A 14,424-nucleotide genomic window follows, 5' to 3' on the forward strand; every position below is an offset into this window, starting at 1 on the left:
GGTCGTCATCGTCATCGTCATCGTCGTGACCCGATGCTCGACTCCTTCTCATCGCGCTTCGCGCTCTGCATCGTCATCGTCGTCGTCGATCAGGTGGGCGAAGGCCTCCAAGTTCTTCAGCGACTCGCCGCGCGACACCCGCCACTCCCACTCCTTCTGGATCGACGAGCGAAAACCCAACTCCAGCAACGTATTGAAGTCCGAGTCCACCGCCTCGAGCACCTGCCCGAGCACCCGGTCGAGCTCGTCGGCGTCCACCGAGGCCAGCGACATGCGGCCCACCAGATAGACGTCCCCGACGTTGTCCAGCGTGTAGGCCACGCCGTAGAGGCGGCGGTTGCGCTTGAGCAGGAAGCGGTAGACGCCCTCGTGGTTCTCGTCGGGCTTGCGGCACACGAAGGCTTCGACCCGCACCGAGTGCTCGCCGACGCTGAGGATGGTGTTGGTCTTGAGCTTGCGCTCGCCGGGCAGTTCGACCACCAGACCCGACAAACCACCATGCGCCCCAGCATGTTTCGAGTAATTCAGCCCGCTGGCCTGCAGGGCATCCTCGATCACGCGCTCCACTGTTGGGGTCATGCGCCGCTCCTGCCCATCGCTTCGCTCTGCATCGTCGCCGGCGGCGGCAGTCATGCGCCCACTCCCCTGCGCTCGGCGGTGTACTCGCGGATCGCGCGCCGATAGCTGGCCAACAGCGCGTCGGTGGTGTGATCCCAGGAGAACGTGGTCGCGTGCGCAGCGGCCGCGCGGCCCATCGCCTCGGCTTGCGGCGCGGACAGGCGCAGGAGCCCGCTCAGGGCATCCGCCCACTGCCCGACGTCGTGCCCGGCCACCAGCGTGCCCGTGACCCCGTCCCGCACGGCCACGGGCAGCCCGCCGACCGCGGCCGCCGCCACCGGCGTCCCGCACGCCTGCGCCTCGAGCGCGACCAGACCGAACGACTCCGAATAACTGGGCACCGCAACGAGATTGGCCGCCTGGAACAACGTGGCCAAATTGTGGCGCGACTGCGGGGGCAGGAACGTCACCCGGTCGGTGATGCCGAGCTCGTCGGCCAGCCGGGCCAATCCGTCCGGGGATGCCAACCCGCTACCCGAGGGCCCGCCGGCCACCACGATGCGAACCCCGGGCAATTGCGCGGCGGCGCGCAACACGATGTCGGGCGCCTTCAGCGGCTGGATCCGGCCGACGAACGCCACGATGTCCTCGTCGAGCGGGAGCCCCAATGCCGCCCGGGCGGCGCTGCGGTCGCCGGGGCGGAACACGTCGAGGTCCACACCGGGATGGACGACGTCGATGCGCGCCGGGTCGGCATGGTGAATCGAGATCAGTTGCCTGGCTTCGTCATCGGTGTTGACGATCAGCCGGTCCGCCTCGTCGACAACCTGTTGCTCGCCGACCGTGCGCAGCGGCGGCTCGGGCGAATCCCCCTCGGCCAGCGCCGCATTCTTGACCGCGGCGAGAGTGTGCGCGGTGTGCACCAGCGGCACCGCCCAGCGGTCGCGGGCCAGCCAGCCGACCTGCCCGGACAGCCAGTAGTGCGAGTGCACGATGTCGTAGTAGCCCGGCTCATGCGATGCTTCGGCGCGCAACACCCCGGCCGCGAACGCGCACAGCTGGGTGGGCAGATCGTATTTGTCCAGGCCCTCGAACGGGCCCGCCACCACGTTGCGGACCAGCACCCCGGGCGCCACCCGCGCGACCGGCGGGTCCGCGGAGGCGGTCGCCCGCGTGAAGATCTCCACCTCGATGCCCCGCCGCGCCAGGTGCAGTGCGGTTTGCAGCACGTAGACGTTCATGCCGCCCGCGTCGCCGGTGCCGGGCTGGGCCAGCGGTGAGGTGTGGACCGCCAACACTGCGACCCGGCGCGGTTCATTCAGCCGGAAAACGTCATCGTGGCGCACCCTGTCATCTTTACAGGATGGTTCGCCGGCCAGCCCAAGCGCGCTGGGCACGAAGCGGCGTCAGGCGGACGACTCGTCGCGGCCCACGTGATGCAGCCGGGCGTCCAGGGCCCCCGCCCGCCGCATCGCCCCCAGCGGGTCGACGTACAACCCGGACAGCGACACGGTTCCCGCGCCGGCCTCCTGCACTCGGTTGCCGAAGGCGGTCAGGCGGATGTCGCGGGGCCCCAGCACGGACCGTGCCGCGAACGCCGCCTCCACCTGCTCCATTGCCTCGGGGTATTCGGTGAATGCCTGACCGCCCACCACCAATTCGTCGGGGTTGAGCATGTCGCGCAGCAATGCCACCGCCTCACCGAGCACGCGGCCCCGCTCGGCGAGCAGGTCCCTGGCCCGCTGGTTGCCGGCTCGTGCCACCCGCAACAGATCGGAGATACCGGCGGCGGACCCGTTCGCGCGGTTGGCGGGGGCAAACGGCAGGATGCGCTGCTGGCGGGCGACGGCCACGACGGCTTCGTCGCTGACGGTGGATTCCAGCTGGCCTGTGCCGCCCAGCAGCTCGGAGTGGGCCGGCAAGGTCGCGATGGTGCCCGGGCCGCTGGCCGGGACGTGCACCCGCCCGCCGATCACCAGCGCATAGCCCACGGTCTCGCGGGCGTAGACGTACAAGCTGGTCGGTGAGCTGGGCAGGAATCGCCGCATGCCCAGCAGCAGCTCGGCGCCGGCCATGGCGTCGACGTGCGAGGCCACCGATACCGGCAGGCCCAGCGCGTCGGCCAGCACCTGTCCGACCGGCGCCTGCCGCCAGCCCAGTCGCGGGTGGTCGACCTGGCCGGTGGCGCTGTCGACGGTGCCACCGATGGCGACCCCGACCCACAGCGGCCGCCGGCGATGCCAGCGCCGCAGGTAGCGGCGGGCGCTGTCGGCCAGCGACGCGAGGGCGGGCCCGGCGGGGTTTCGCGGTGTCGGGGTTTCCACCGTGTCGAGCGTGCGGCCGAACAGGTCGGTGGCCACGATGCTGGTGGTTCGCGCACCGATGTGGACGCCCAGCGTCACGAACGGCTCGTGGTTGACCTCCACCGGCACGCGCGGGCGGCCGATCGCCCCGGAGACGGCCAGATCGGCACGCTCTCGCAGCAGGCCGGCTTCCAGGAGCGCGATGACCTGGCGGTTGACCGTGGCGATGCTCAGTGAGGTGACGCCGGCGATGACGTCACGGCCGACGGGGCCACGCAGCCGGACGGCCCGGAAGACGGAGGCGGCCGCCGAGTCGGGGATGTTCAGTGCCGGCGGCACGATCTGCCGGCGCACCGAGCGGTGGCCTTTTTGACCGGGCAGCAGGTGCCCGACGGCACGACCGGGCGAATGATGGGTAGGGGTGAGGGTATCCGTGCGCACGAGCGTCCTTTGTCCGATTTTTGCTGGCCGTCTTGGCCACACCTGGCTGGGTCAGGAGCGGCAAAGTGCGCAGCAACAACACGCACCCGCCGCGCAAAGACACGCGGCGGTCGTGATGTTGGACAGGGCGCTGTGGAGCACACGAAAAATCTAGCACGTTCATTAAGGTTGTTTCGATGGTGAAAACTGGCAGGAATAAGCGAGTCGCAGTAGTCACGGGGGCCAGTTCGGGGATCGGCGCAGCAACCGCCCGAATCTTGGCTGCGCAGGGCTTTCACGTCGTTGCGGTGGCGCGCCGGGCAGACCGGATTCAGGCCCTGGCCAGTGAAATCGGCGGTACCGCGATTGTGGCCGATGTCACAGACGATGCCGCGGTCGAAACATTGGCGAGCAAAGTGGACCGCGTCGACGTCTTGGTCAACAACGCCGGCGGCGCCAGGGGGCTGGCACCGGTCGCCGATGCCGACCTGGAGCATTGGCGGTGGATGTGGGAGACCAATGTGATCGGCACGCTGCGGGTCACCCGCGCGTTGTTGCCCAAGCTGGTCGATTCCGGGGACGGGCTGATCATCACCATCACTTCCGTTGCGGCACTTGAGGTTTACGACGGCGGCGCAGGCTACACGGCGGCCAAGCACGGGCAGGGAGCGCTGCACCGCACGCTGCGTGGCGAGCTGTTGGGCAAACCGGTGCGGCTGACCGAGATCGCCCCGGGTGCGGTCGAAACGGAATTCTCACTGGTCCGCTTCGACGGCGACCAACAACGCGCGGACGCCGTCTACACCGGCATCACCCCGCTGGTGGCCGACGACGTGGCCGAGGTGATCGGGTTCGTCGCCTCGCGGCCGTCACACGTCGATCTAGATCTGATCGTGATGAAGCCGCGCGACCAGGCGTCGGCCTCCCGGTTTAACCGCCGGGGGTAGCGGGGCCGGTGCTGGCGGGCGTTGTCGACGTGGTTGGGGTGCCCGACAGGGTCGGCGCGTTGGACGGCGTGACCGGGGCGGTGACCGGGATCTGCGTCGACGGCGGGCGCGCGGTGGGGGGCGGCAGCGCGGACATGGCCACCCAGGTGTCCCAGTCCACGGCCCAGTCCCAGATGTCGCCGTCGGAGTAGGACAGCTGGATCGTGCTGCCGGTCACCTCGACGGGGTCGCCGTACATCGCCGATTGGAAGTACTGCTCGGCGTCGCCGGTCGACAGGTTGATGCAGCCGTTGGTGACGTTGGTGTTGCCCTGCGCGCCGGCGCTCGCCGGGTTGGCGTGGATGAATTCGCCGTTGTTGGAAATCCGGACCGCCCAGCGTTCGTGCACGTGGCTGTAGCCGGCGGCCGGGTTGGACATGTAGAAGTCGGCGTACTTCTCGCTGACCACGTGGATGCCGTTGCGGGTGACGTTGCGCGCCTTGTCGGCCTCGCCGTAGCTGCACGGGAAGTCCATGACGACGCCCTCGTCGCGGATCACCTGGATGCGGTGCGAAGAGACCTCGGCCTTCACCACCTGCCGGCGACCGATCTGGATGTTCAGCGAGATGTCCTCGGCACCGTAGGCGCTGTCGCCGAACGGCAGGCCGTAGAGCTTGGCCTCGACGTTGACCGTGGTGCCCGCGGGGTAATACTCGCGAGTGCGCCAGTGCGCGCGGGCACCGGCAGCCTCGTCGGGCAGCCAGGCCCAGCTGCCCTCGACGGGCGGGTTGGTGGTGACGGTCAGCGCCTTTTCGACGGCGGCCTTGTCGCTGATCGGCCCATCGAACTGGATGATGATCGGCGCCGCGACCCCGACGGTCTGGCCGTCGGCGAGCTGGAATGCCCCACCGATCTTCTTGGTGGGCGAAACCGTGGTGAACTTGCCCGCCACCGGGATCGCCTTGCCGTCGTGCCCGACGGCCGAGCCGCTCCAGGTGTAGGTCTGGTCGTAGCCCAGCGGCTCGGTGGTCGTGTAGACGGTGCGGTCTTGGTTGAAGGCGCCCGCGACGGCCTTGCCCGACGAATTCGACAGCGTGACGTGCTGGAACCAGCCGTCGTTGACCTCGACGCTGACCGGAGCGATCGGCACCACGTTCTCGGTCGCGTTGACGGGCTGGTACTTCAGCTGGGGAGCCGGCTGCTCTTTCTTCTCGGCCTGTTTCGCGGTCGGGCCGCCGCATGCGGCCAGCACGTTGGGGGCGAGCACGCCCAGCCCAAGGGTCGCCAAAGCGGCACGCCGGTTGAACGGCCGCGGGGCGCGGGACGGGGTCACGAAAATCAAAGATACCGGGCAAAATCGGCCACCCCGGCCACGACAAATCGGGGCCGGGAGCGCGTCGGCAAATTTTGCCGCTACAGCCTGCAGCCGAGCAGAACGGGTTCGGGGACCAGTGTGATGCCAAACACAGCCCGGACGCCGTCGCGGATGCTCCGGGCCAGGGCTATCACGTCTTCGGAGCCAGCGCCGCCGCGGTTGGTCAGCGCCAGCGCGTGCTTGGTGGACAACCGGCAGGGCCGTTCGAGGCCGCCGGGGCCCGGCTTCGGGTAGCCCTTGCCGAAGCCCGCCCGCTCCACCAGCCAGCCGGCGGCCAGCTTGACGCCGTCGGGCGCCGGGTAGTGCGGGACCGGCCCGTCGACGGCCGCCGCCAGCCGCTCGTAAACGTCCGGGGCGACCACCGGGTTGGTGAAGAAGGAACCCACGCTCCAGGTGTCGTGATCGGCCGGGTCGAGCACCATGCCCTTGCGCGCCCGCAAGGCCAGCACCGCGTCGCGAACGGCTTGCGGGTCGGCGCGTTCGCCGGCGTCCACGCCCAGCTCGGCGGCCAGCTCGCCGTAGCGTAGCGGCGCGCTGCGCCCCGATGGGTCCAGCGCGAACTCGACTTCCAGTACGACGGAAGGGGTTTCACCGTCGCCGCGTTTGAACACACTGGTGCGGTAGCCGAAGCCCAGCTCGCCGCCCGGGACCCAGCGCACCTCGCCGCTGCCGCGATCCAGCACCCGGACCCGGGCGATGGTGTCGGAGACTTCGGCGCCGTAGGCCCCGACGTTCTGCACCGGGGTGGCCCCTGCCGATCCGGGAATGCCGGACAGGCATTCCAGCCCGCCGAGGCCGTGCTCGATGGCCGCGACCACGACGTCGTCCCACACCGCGCCCGCCTGGGCGCGCACCACGGCGCCCTCGACGGTGATGCCGGTATTGGCCAGCCGCACCGCGGTCAGGTCCGCGCACGTGTCGGAAATTACCAGGTTGGAGCCGCCGGCGAAGACCAGCACCGGGCCGCGTTGTCCGCCAGGCGTTTCGGTGTCCAGCCGCCGCAGGGTGGCGATCACCTGTTCGCTGGTCGTGCAGGTGATCAGGCGGCGCGCGGTCGGTCCGACCCGCAGCGTGGTCAGGGGCGCCAGTGGCGTGGCGTCGGCCACCGCCGCGCCGCCGAACTCCGAACCGGCACCGCTGGATTTCATGGCCCGTAACGGTAGCCTGACCTGCTATGCCGCGTTCATTCGACTTGTCGGCCGACTACGACGGCAGCGTTGAGGAGGTGCACCGCGCCTTCACCGACGCGGATTACTGGCGGGCCAGGCTGGCCGGGTCCGGTGTCGACCTCGCCACGCTGGAGTCGCTGCGGGTCGGCGTCGAGGACACCGTCGAGGTCGTCACGCTGCAGGTGATCCGCAGTCACAAGCTGCCCGGAATGGTCACCCAGCTGCACAACGGCGACCTGTGTATCCGGCGCGAGGAGACGTGGGGGCCGGTCACCGGCGGCGCCGCGACGGGGTCGGTCGTGGGTTCGATCGTGGATGCGCCGGTGAACCTCGCCGGCACCACCGTCCTGGAGGCCGTCGAAGAGACCGGCGGCGCCCGGTTGACGTTCCGCGCCACCGTGCAGGTGCGCGTCCCGATCATCGGCGGCAAGTTGGAGAACATCATCGGCACCAGGCTGGCCGAAGTGGTCGCCGCCGAGCAGCGCTTCACCACAGAGTGGATCTCCAATACGGCCTGAGGCTGATGTGTCGCCGGACCAGGCCGCGTAGTCGCCGGGCCTAAGCTGGCGCTCATGCGAATCGCCTTGGCGCAGATCCTCAGCGGCACCGATCCGGCAGCAAACCTGCAGCTGGTGGACGAATACAGCCGTCGGGCCGCCGACGCGGGCGCGAAGCTGGTGGTGTTCCCGGAGGCGACCATGTGCCGGTTCGGTGTGCCGCTGGGTCCGGTCGCCGAGCCTGCCGACGGCCCCTGGGCCGGCGGGGTGCGCCGCATCGCGGCCGACTCCGGCATCGCCGTCGTCGCCGGCATGTTCACCCCGGCCGGCGACGGGCGGGTGAACAACACGCTGATCGCGGCCGGCCTGGACCATCCCGCCCAGCCCGACGCCCACTACGACAAGATCCACCTCTACGACGCATTCGGCTTCACCGAGTCGCGCACGGTCGCGCCGGGACACGACCCGGTGGTGATCACCGTCGACGGCGTCCGGGTCGGGCTGACCATTTGCTACGACATTCGGTTTCCCGCGCTCTACACCGAGCTGGCCCGCCGCGGGGCCGAGGTGATCGCCGTCTGCGCATCCTGGGGCGCGGGCCCCGGCAAACTCGACCAGTGGACGCTGCTGGCCCGCGCCCGCGCGCTCGACTCGATGAGCTACGTCGCGGCGGCTGGTCAGGCGGATCCCGGCGACGCGCACGGGTCCGGGACGGGCGCACCGACCGGCGTCGGGGGCAGCCTGATCGTCTCCCCGTTGGGCGAAGTCGTCGCGTCGGCCGGCCCGCACCCGCAGCTGGTGGTGGCCGACATCGACGTCGACAGGGTCGCCGACGCGCGCAAGACCATCGCAGTCCTGAGCAACCGCTCGGACTTTGCTCAGGTTGATAGGGCAGAATCGGTCGGGTGACGAACCCACAAGGACCACCGAACCCGGACCCGTCGAAGTGGGCCCGTCCCGCCAACCAGGGACCCTTCGGCCAGCCGCCCACAGAGCGGCCGACCGAGCGGATAAGCACCGGCGGTCCGGGTCACGTACCCCCGCCGCCTCCCGCTCCCGGTCCCCCGCCGGGTCAGACCGAGCGATTCGGGACGCCCCAGCCGAACATGCAGCAGCCCGGCTACCCGCCTCCGCCGACCCCGCCCGCGAGTCCGACGGAGCGGCTGACGACGCCCCCCGGCGATGACGCGACACCCGGGAAGAAGAAGCGCCGCTTCGGCCGTGACCCAGTGTCCGTCCTGCTGATCTTCATCATCGTGTTCGCGCTGATCATTGCCGGCCTGATCGGGGCCGAGCTGTACGTGCGCCACGTCGCGGACTCCAAGGTCGCCGAGGCGGTGGCGTGCGAAGTCAAGGACCAGGCCACCGCGTCCTTCGGGGTGACACCCCTGATGCTGTGGCAGCAGGCGACCAAGCACTACACCAACATCTCGGTGCAGACCGCCGGCAACAACATCCGCGACGCCAAGGGCATGAAGCTCTCGATCAACATCAACGACGTCCGGCTCAAGGACACGGGCAACTCGAAGGGCACCCTCGGCTCGCTGGACGCCACGATCGACTGGACCAGTGACGGCATCAAGCAGTCGGTGCAGAACGCGATCCCGGTGCTGGGTCCGTTCGTCACCAACACGGTGACCACGCATCCCGCGGACGGCACCATCGAGTTGAAGGGCATGCTGGACAACATCACGGCCAAGCCGGTGGTGTCGGGCACCGGGTTGCAGTTGCAGATCGTCAGCTTCAACGCGCTCGGTTTCACCATGCCCAAGGAGTCCGTGCAGTCGACGCTGGACGACTTCACCTCGAACCTGACCAAGAACTACCCGCTGGGCATCCACGCCGACAGCGTGCAGGTCACCGATAAGGGTGTGACCAGCCACTTCTCCACGCGGAACGCCACCATCCCCGCCGGGAACAACAACGACCCCTGTTTCGCCAACCTCTGACGGCGGGCGTCTAGTCCGTTCACCCGAGGCCGTCGAGCACCGACCGGGTCCCCGACAGCCCCAGCCGGGTGGCGCCGGCATCCAGCATCGCGAGCGCGTCCGCGGCGGTGCGGATGCCGCCGCTGGCCTTCACCCCGAGGCGCCCACCGACGGCCTGGGCCATCAGCGCCACTGCGCGCACGGATGCCCCGCCCGCCGGGTGAAACCCCGTTGACGTCTTGACGAAGTCGGCGCCGGCGTCTTCGGCGGCGCGGCATACCTGCGTCAGCGTGGGTTCGCCCGCCAGCGTCAACAGCGCCGCCGACTCCACGATCACCTTGAGGACGGCGCCGCGGATCGCGCTGCGCACGGCGTGCACGTCGGAGCGCACCGCTTCGATGTCGCCGGCCAGCGCCGCCCCGACATCGATGACCATGTCGATCTCGACGGCACCGGACGCGACGGCCAGAGCCGCTTCGTGCGCTTTCACCGCCGAGAGGTGCTTGCCGGACGGAAAACCCGCCACGCCGGCCACCCGCACACCGCTGCCGGCCCGCACGGCGACGGGCACCATCGAAGGCGAGACGCACACCGCGTAGACGCCCAGCTCGGCCGCTTCGGCGACCAGGGCGGCCACGTCGGCCTCGGTTGCTTCGGGTTTGAGCAGAGTGTGGTCGACGAACGCCGCCAACTGAGCGCGGCTGGGTTGGGTTGCCATCAGAAGGATTCTTCCGGACCGCCGGGATTGCAGCCGGAGGCAACCATGTCGGCGTCGTCGACGACGGGTCGCCACGGCTCCAGGTTCCAGCTGACCTTGCCGGGCTGACCCAGTTCAGCGAACTGCCAGTGGCAGACGAACTGCGCGCGCATGCCGGCGGTGTCGGCGTTCGGGGACAAGGCGAGCACCTCGGCCCAGGCCTCGTCGGCCAGGGCCGTCGTTGCGGGAATTCTCGAGGCGGTCCGGCCGGCCGGCGACGGGAAGACCCGCAGGCTGCTTCGGCCCTGCCACTGCGCCCACTGCGTGTGGTCGATGTACGGCGGCGGCGGGACGGTGGGATCGGCGGCGGCGCCGCCCGGATCGGGCGCAGCAGCGGCGGGCGGCACCGGGCAGGACAGGGCGACGAGCGCCGCGACCGGCGCCGTCAGCAGGGCCTTCATTCCGCTAGCGCGACTTACCTTGAATCTCAAGCAGTTTGGGCCGCACATCGACCAGGTAAACACCGGCTGCACAGGCCGCGATCGCCATGCCGAGCACGCCGAACACGAAGCCCAAGATGGATGTCAGGGCGACCGCCCCTCCCAGGATCAACAACCACACCGGCTTGGTCAGCTTCTCGGCGGCGGTATAGGCGTCGGGTCGTTGCAGCGCGGCATGCACGAACGCGTAGATCGCCGTGACCAGGACGGCGATCTGCAAGACCAGCATGACGGTTCCCACGAGGTGGCTCACGCCTTAAGCGTAGGCGGGCGCCCGCCAAAACGTCGACTCCGAGTCACCTGGAGGCGACTCGGAGCCGGACGTCGTGGTGCGCCGTGCTTACTTCTGGGTGACCTTCTTGGCCGGAGCCTTCTTGGCGGGGGCCTTCTTGGCCGGAGCCTTCTTGGCCGGAGCCTTCTTGGCGACGGCCTTCTGGGCCTTCTTAGTGGTCGCCTCGGTCTTGCCGGGCAGCTCGATGCCGACCAGCTTGGCGGCGCGCTCGCCGACCGCGCGGGTCTGCGACGCAACGGTGCCGAGCGCTTCCTGCGTCAGCTCCACGGCCTGGTCGACATAGCCCTCGGCGCGCGCGGAGGCGTCCTCGAAGGCGCTCTGGTTACGCAGCCGCTGCAGGGCGGCCTCGCCGCGCTCCACCAGCTCGTTGTACCGGGTGGTCGCTGCCTCGAGGTAGCCCTCGGCGGCCTTGCGCAGCTCGTCAGTGGTGAACCTGTCGCGCAGCTCGGTGAACTGCTCGGGCAGGTCTTCCTGAAGCTTGGTGAGGCGAGCGCGGCGCTCCTCGACCCGAGTGCGGGTCTCAGCGCGGGTCTCTTCGGCGCGCTCCCGAAGGCCGGCGATCAGGTCGTTGACGGTGGCCAACGCCAGGTCGGCCGCGCCCAGGGCGGCGAGCAGCGGGGCCCGCAAGTCTTCGATGTTGGTGTTTTCCGCCATGTTCGTTCCTCTCATGGTGTTTGGTCTCGCTTCGGTTATTTCGGTGTTATCAGTTGTCTGGTCGATAAGTTAGGTGCAAAAGTCTCCTTTGCAACTGGGGCTGCCGGGGCCCGGGTGGTTAGCCCAGCAATTCAGCTGGAAAGTCCTCCCCCGTTGGGTAACCGCGACGGCCGGTCGTCTATACATCATCGACTCGCTTCCGCGAGGTGGAAAGCCCGCTTTGTAGCGCGAATCCCCTGGCACAGCTGGCTAGGGTGCCGCGCGAAACGGACTGATCAGTTGTCGGATTCTGTCGAACACTCCTCGTGGATCGATTCGTTCTGCTGGGCGAATGATGAGTAGATGTCGAGCAGGATTTGCTTTTGGCGCTCGGTGATCGCGGTGTCGGTGACGATCGCGTCCCGCACCTGACTTTTGTCACTGGGCTCGAGAATTCCGGCGCGCACATAGAGAACCTCGGCGGAAACCCGGAGGGCCTTCGCGATCTGGTTCAAGACATCGGCGGAGGGCTTACGCAATCCGCGCTCCACCTGGCTCAGATATGGATTGCTGACCCCGGACTTCTCGGCGAGCTGACGCACCGAGACCTGCGCGAGTTCACGCTGGCTGCGGATGAAACTGCCGATGTCAGAGGCCATGTCGGAGGCAGCGTTGGACACCTTGGCGGAGAGCTTCTCCTCGGGTGTCATGGCGTGCTCCTGGTCGAGTGGCTGATGTTGACGCACACAGACTACAACAAGTGCTTGCTATTGCAAGCACTTGTTAGCACTGCTAGAAATCCGCTAGATCAGCAACTGCGCGACGGCGTAGATCGCCAATCCCGCCAGGGAACCGACCACGGTTCCGTTGATCCGGATGAATTGCAGGTCACGGCCTACGTGCAATTCGATGCGCCGGCTGGCCTCCTCGGCGTCCCAGCGCTCGATCGTGTCGGTGATGATCGCCGTGATCTCCACCCCATACTGCGAGACCAGATGCTGGGCCGCCCGGACCAGCCAGTTGTCGACCTTGTCGCGCAGTTCGGCGTCGTCGCGCAGCGATTCCCCGATGCGCACCACCGTGTCGGCGATCCGGGTGCGCAGCGTGCTGGAGGGGTCGTCGACACCCTCGAGCACCAGCCGCTTCAGCGTCTTCCACGCCGTCGCCGCGGCGTTGGCGATCTCGTCGCGCGCCATCAGCTGCTCTTTGATCGCGTCGGCGCGCGCGATGGTGTCCGGATCGTGCTGCAGGTCGTCGGCGAAGTCGAACAGGAAGCGGGTGGCCGATCGACGCAATTCGTGGTCCGGGTTGCGACGCACCTTGTCGGTGAAATCCATCAGCTCGCGGTGGATGCGGTCGCCGACCAGATGGTCGACGAAGCGCGGCGACCAGGTCGGTGAGTCCCGCTCAACCACGCGCTGAATGACCTCACCGGCCTTCAATGACCACTGAAACGCCCGGTCGGCCAGCAACTGGATCAGCGCCTCCTGCCGGTGCTCGGCCAGCAAGGTGGCCAGCACCCGCCCGACCGGCGGGCCCCACTGGGGTTCGGCGATGCGGCGCACAATCATCCGGTCGATCACCTGCTGGACGTCCTCGTCGCGCAGCAACTCCACCAGCACCCGCAGCACCGTGGCCGCCTCGCTGGCCACCCGCTCGGCGTGTGTGGCTTCCGACAGCCACTTGCCGAGCCTGCCGGACACCTGGGCGTCGCGCAGCTTGGTTTCGACCACTTCCGGCGACAGGAAGTTCTCCCGTACGAACGTGCCCAGACCCTCGCCCAGCTGGTCTTTCTTGCGCTTGATGATCGCGGTGTGCGGGATGGGAATGCCCAGCGGGTGCCGGAAAAGCGCGGTCACGGCGAACCAGTCCGCCAGGGCGCCTACCATCCCGGCCTCGGCGGCGGCGCCGACGTATCCGACCCAGGTCCCCAGGCTGGCATGCGCCTGGGCCCACCGGCAGGCCAGGAACACGCCGGTGGCACCGATCAGGAAACTCAGTGCCACCATCTTCATCCGGCGCAGCGCCACCCGGCGCTGCGCGTCGGCGTCGGGATCGGCGCCGGCGAAGGTCTCGGCAAGGGACGCGCGACCCGGGCGCGGGGCGGTCAACGGCGTCGCCGAATCGGGCCTCGCCCGCGGCGGGCCCGACGTTTCGCCTCGCACCGAGGCTCTATGTGACACCACTCCATCATCTATCTTTCCCCGCAATCGGTGTACGACACTGTTCGCGACGTCTCGCCCACGCCCGGCCAGAGCAAGAAACGCACCCCCTCACGCCGTAAGATCAGGGGCGTCTAGGGAATGGGAATTAGGCGATAGTGGCAGAGCACATCACGGCTGTGAGCGTCAAAATGGATGGGCGCAAGCGGCGCTGGCATCAACACAAAGTGGAGCGTCGTAACGAACTGGTCGACGGCACGATTGACGCGATTCGCCGGTTGGGCGGGGCGCTGAGCATGGACGAGATCGCCGCCGAGATCGGGGTCTCCAAAACGGTGCTGTACCGCTATTTCGTCGACAAGAACGACCTCACGACGGCCGTGATGATGCGGTTCACCCAAACCACCCTGATTCCCAACATGGCTGCGGCCCTTACCTCTAACCTCGACGGCTTCGACCTGGCCCGCGAGATCATCCGCGTGTACGTCGAAACCGTCGCCAACGAGCCCGAGCCCTACCGATTCGTGATGGCCAACAGTTCGGCCAGCAAGAGCAAAGTCCTTGCCGACTCCGAGCGCATCATCGCCCGCATGCTCGCGGTGATGATGCGCCGCCGCATGCAGCACGCCGGGATGGACACCGGCGGCGTCGAACCGTGGGCGTACCTGATCGTCGGCGGCGTCCAGTTGGCCACCCACTCCTGGATGTCGAACCCGCGCATGAGTCGCGACGAGTTGATCGACTATTTGACGATGCTGAGCTGGAATGCGCTCAAGGGGATCGTCGAAGTCGGCGGCTCGCTGGAGAAGTTTCGCGAGGAGCCTCACCCGTCACCGATCGTGCCGCCCCGAGAGCTGGACAACGGGTCCACGCTCTAAACGGCCCGGCGCCCGGTGGGCGCTTTTGGGAATTTCACCCGTTCCGTGTGACGCTAGGACGCGCCGTGTGCGGGCGACTCGTACCG

At 68.6% G+C, this 14,424-nt stretch carries 15 protein-coding genes and 1 pseudogene; 5 read left to right on the plus strand and 11 right to left on the minus strand.

The window, feature by feature from the left end:
* Window positions 1-17: 17 nt before the first annotated feature.
* The 3 genes and pseudogenes from G6N50_RS16650 to G6N50_RS16660 form a co-directional block, all read right to left on the minus strand.
* A pseudogene (locus G6N50_RS16650) lies at window positions 18-579 on the minus strand (YbjN domain-containing protein).
* 50 nt (window positions 580-629) lie between these two features.
* Entirely contained in the window at window positions 630-1,904 is a 1,275-nt protein-coding gene (gene mshA, locus G6N50_RS16655) for a D-inositol-3-phosphate glycosyltransferase (protein ID WP_083095029.1), read from the minus strand.
* 60 nt (window positions 1,905-1,964) lie between these two features.
* The gene (locus G6N50_RS16660; protein ID WP_232069000.1) at window positions 1,965-3,245 is read right to left on the minus strand and encodes an ROK family protein; all 1,281 of its coding nucleotides are present in this window, start codon (window positions 3,243-3,245) and stop codon (window positions 1,965-1,967) included.
* 233 nt (window positions 3,246-3,478) lie between these two features.
* Here G6N50_RS16660 and G6N50_RS16665 point away from each other — a divergent pair, with 233 nt between their 5' ends.
* Window positions 3,479-4,228, plus strand: a complete 750-nt coding sequence (locus G6N50_RS16665; RefSeq protein ID WP_083095027.1) for an SDR family NAD(P)-dependent oxidoreductase — start codon at window positions 3,479-3,481, stop codon at window positions 4,226-4,228.
* Here the strand turns inward: G6N50_RS16665 and G6N50_RS16670 are convergent.
* Window positions 4,212-5,588, minus strand: a complete 1,377-nt coding sequence (locus tag G6N50_RS16670) for a L,D-transpeptidase (protein ID WP_179970165.1) — start codon at window positions 5,586-5,588, stop codon at window positions 4,212-4,214. The two genes, G6N50_RS16665 and G6N50_RS16670, sit on opposite strands and share 17 nt — an antisense overlap.
* A gap of 32 nt (window positions 5,589-5,620) precedes the next feature.
* Window positions 5,621-6,730 (minus strand): UDP-N-acetylmuramate dehydrogenase, encoded by a 1,110-nt coding sequence (locus G6N50_RS16675; protein ID WP_083095025.1) that lies wholly within the window; start codon window positions 6,728-6,730, stop codon window positions 5,621-5,623.
* Between the two features lie 26 nt (window positions 6,731-6,756).
* On the opposite strand from G6N50_RS16675, the gene G6N50_RS16680 reads away from it, so the two are divergent.
* From G6N50_RS16680 to G6N50_RS16690, 3 genes are read left to right on the plus strand one after another with little or no spacing between them, the layout of a single operon-like run.
* On the plus strand, window positions 6,757-7,269 hold the full coding sequence (locus G6N50_RS16680; RefSeq protein WP_083095024.1) for a DUF2505 domain-containing protein: 513 nt from the start codon (window positions 6,757-6,759) through the stop codon (window positions 7,267-7,269).
* A gap of 54 nt (window positions 7,270-7,323) precedes the next feature.
* Entirely contained in the window at window positions 7,324-8,157 is an 834-nt protein-coding gene (locus G6N50_RS16685; RefSeq protein ID WP_083095023.1) for a carbon-nitrogen hydrolase family protein, read from the plus strand.
* A complete protein-coding gene (locus tag G6N50_RS16690; protein WP_179970021.1) occupies window positions 8,154-9,197 on the plus strand; it encodes an LmeA family phospholipid-binding protein in 1,044 nt (347 codons plus the stop codon). Before G6N50_RS16685 ends, G6N50_RS16690 begins: the two co-directional genes overlap by 4 nt.
* 19 nt (window positions 9,198-9,216) lie before the next feature.
* On the opposite strand, the gene deoC is transcribed toward G6N50_RS16690, so the two are convergent.
* The 6 genes from deoC to G6N50_RS16720 all read right to left on the minus strand — a co-directional run bounded on the left by deoC (window position 9,217) and on the right by G6N50_RS16720 (window position 13,484).
* Window positions 9,217-9,894: a deoxyribose-phosphate aldolase gene (gene deoC / locus G6N50_RS16695; protein WP_083095021.1), complete on the minus strand. Its 678-nt coding sequence runs from the start codon at window positions 9,892-9,894 to the stop codon at window positions 9,217-9,219.
* Window positions 9,894-10,334, minus strand: coding sequence for a DUF2599 domain-containing protein (locus G6N50_RS16700; RefSeq protein WP_083095020.1), 441 nt, complete (start codon window positions 10,332-10,334; stop codon window positions 9,894-9,896). Before G6N50_RS16700 ends, deoC begins: the two co-directional genes overlap by 1 nt.
* Window positions 10,335-10,338: 4 nt before the next feature.
* Window positions 10,339-10,626, minus strand: a complete 288-nt coding sequence (locus G6N50_RS16705) for a DUF2516 family protein (protein ID WP_067103121.1) — start codon at window positions 10,624-10,626, stop codon at window positions 10,339-10,341.
* Window positions 10,627-10,713: 87 nt separating this feature from the next.
* Entirely contained in the window at window positions 10,714-11,319 is a 606-nt protein-coding gene (hbhA, locus tag G6N50_RS16710) for a heparin-binding hemagglutinin HbhA (RefSeq protein ID WP_083095019.1), read from the minus strand.
* A gap of 275 nt (window positions 11,320-11,594) precedes the next feature.
* Entirely contained in the window at window positions 11,595-12,008 is a 414-nt protein-coding gene (locus G6N50_RS16715; protein WP_067836915.1) for a helix-turn-helix domain-containing protein, read from the minus strand.
* 93 nt (window positions 12,009-12,101) lie between these two features.
* Window positions 12,102-13,484, minus strand: a complete 1,383-nt coding sequence (locus G6N50_RS16720; protein ID WP_142275537.1) for a DUF445 domain-containing protein — start codon at window positions 13,482-13,484, stop codon at window positions 12,102-12,104.
* Window positions 13,485-13,618: 134 nt separating this feature from the next.
* Between G6N50_RS16720 and G6N50_RS16725 the strand changes: the two genes are divergently transcribed.
* The gene (locus G6N50_RS16725) at window positions 13,619-14,338 is read left to right on the plus strand and encodes a TetR/AcrR family transcriptional regulator (RefSeq protein WP_142275536.1); all 720 of its coding nucleotides are present in this window, start codon (window positions 13,619-13,621) and stop codon (window positions 14,336-14,338) included.
* The last annotated feature ends 86 nt before the right edge of the window (window positions 14,339-14,424 follow it).

The organism is Mycobacterium mantenii (assembly GCF_010731775.1).
In the GTDB taxonomy this organism is placed as follows: Bacteria; Actinomycetota; Actinomycetes; order Mycobacteriales; family Mycobacteriaceae; genus Mycobacterium; species Mycobacterium mantenii.

Bases quoted from the DNA above. Each gene is read 5' to 3' on its own strand.
- G6N50_RS16665 (WP_083095027.1), top strand. From the start codon at position 3,479: ATGGTGAAAACTGGCAGGAATAAGCGAGTCGCAGTAGTCACGGGGGCC.
- G6N50_RS16675 (WP_083095025.1), bottom strand. From the start codon at position 6,730: ATGAAATCCAGCGGTGCCGGTTCGGAGTTCGGCGGCGCGGCGGTGGCC.
- G6N50_RS16680 (WP_083095024.1), top strand. From the start codon at position 6,757: ATGCCGCGTTCATTCGACTTGTCGGCCGACTACGACGGCAGCGTTGAG.
- G6N50_RS16685 (WP_083095023.1), top strand. From the start codon at position 7,324: ATGCGAATCGCCTTGGCGCAGATCCTCAGCGGCACCGATCCGGCAGCA.
- deoC (WP_083095021.1), bottom strand. From the start codon at position 9,894: ATGGCAACCCAACCCAGCCGCGCTCAGTTGGCGGCGTTCGTCGACCAC.
- G6N50_RS16700 (WP_083095020.1), bottom strand. From the start codon at position 10,334: ATGAAGGCCCTGCTGACGGCGCCGGTCGCGGCGCTCGTCGCCCTGTCC.
- hbhA (WP_083095019.1), bottom strand. From the start codon at position 11,319: ATGGCGGAAAACACCAACATCGAAGACTTGCGGGCCCCGCTGCTCGCC.
- G6N50_RS16715 (WP_067836915.1), bottom strand. From the start codon at position 12,008: ATGACACCCGAGGAGAAGCTCTCCGCCAAGGTGTCCAACGCTGCCTCC.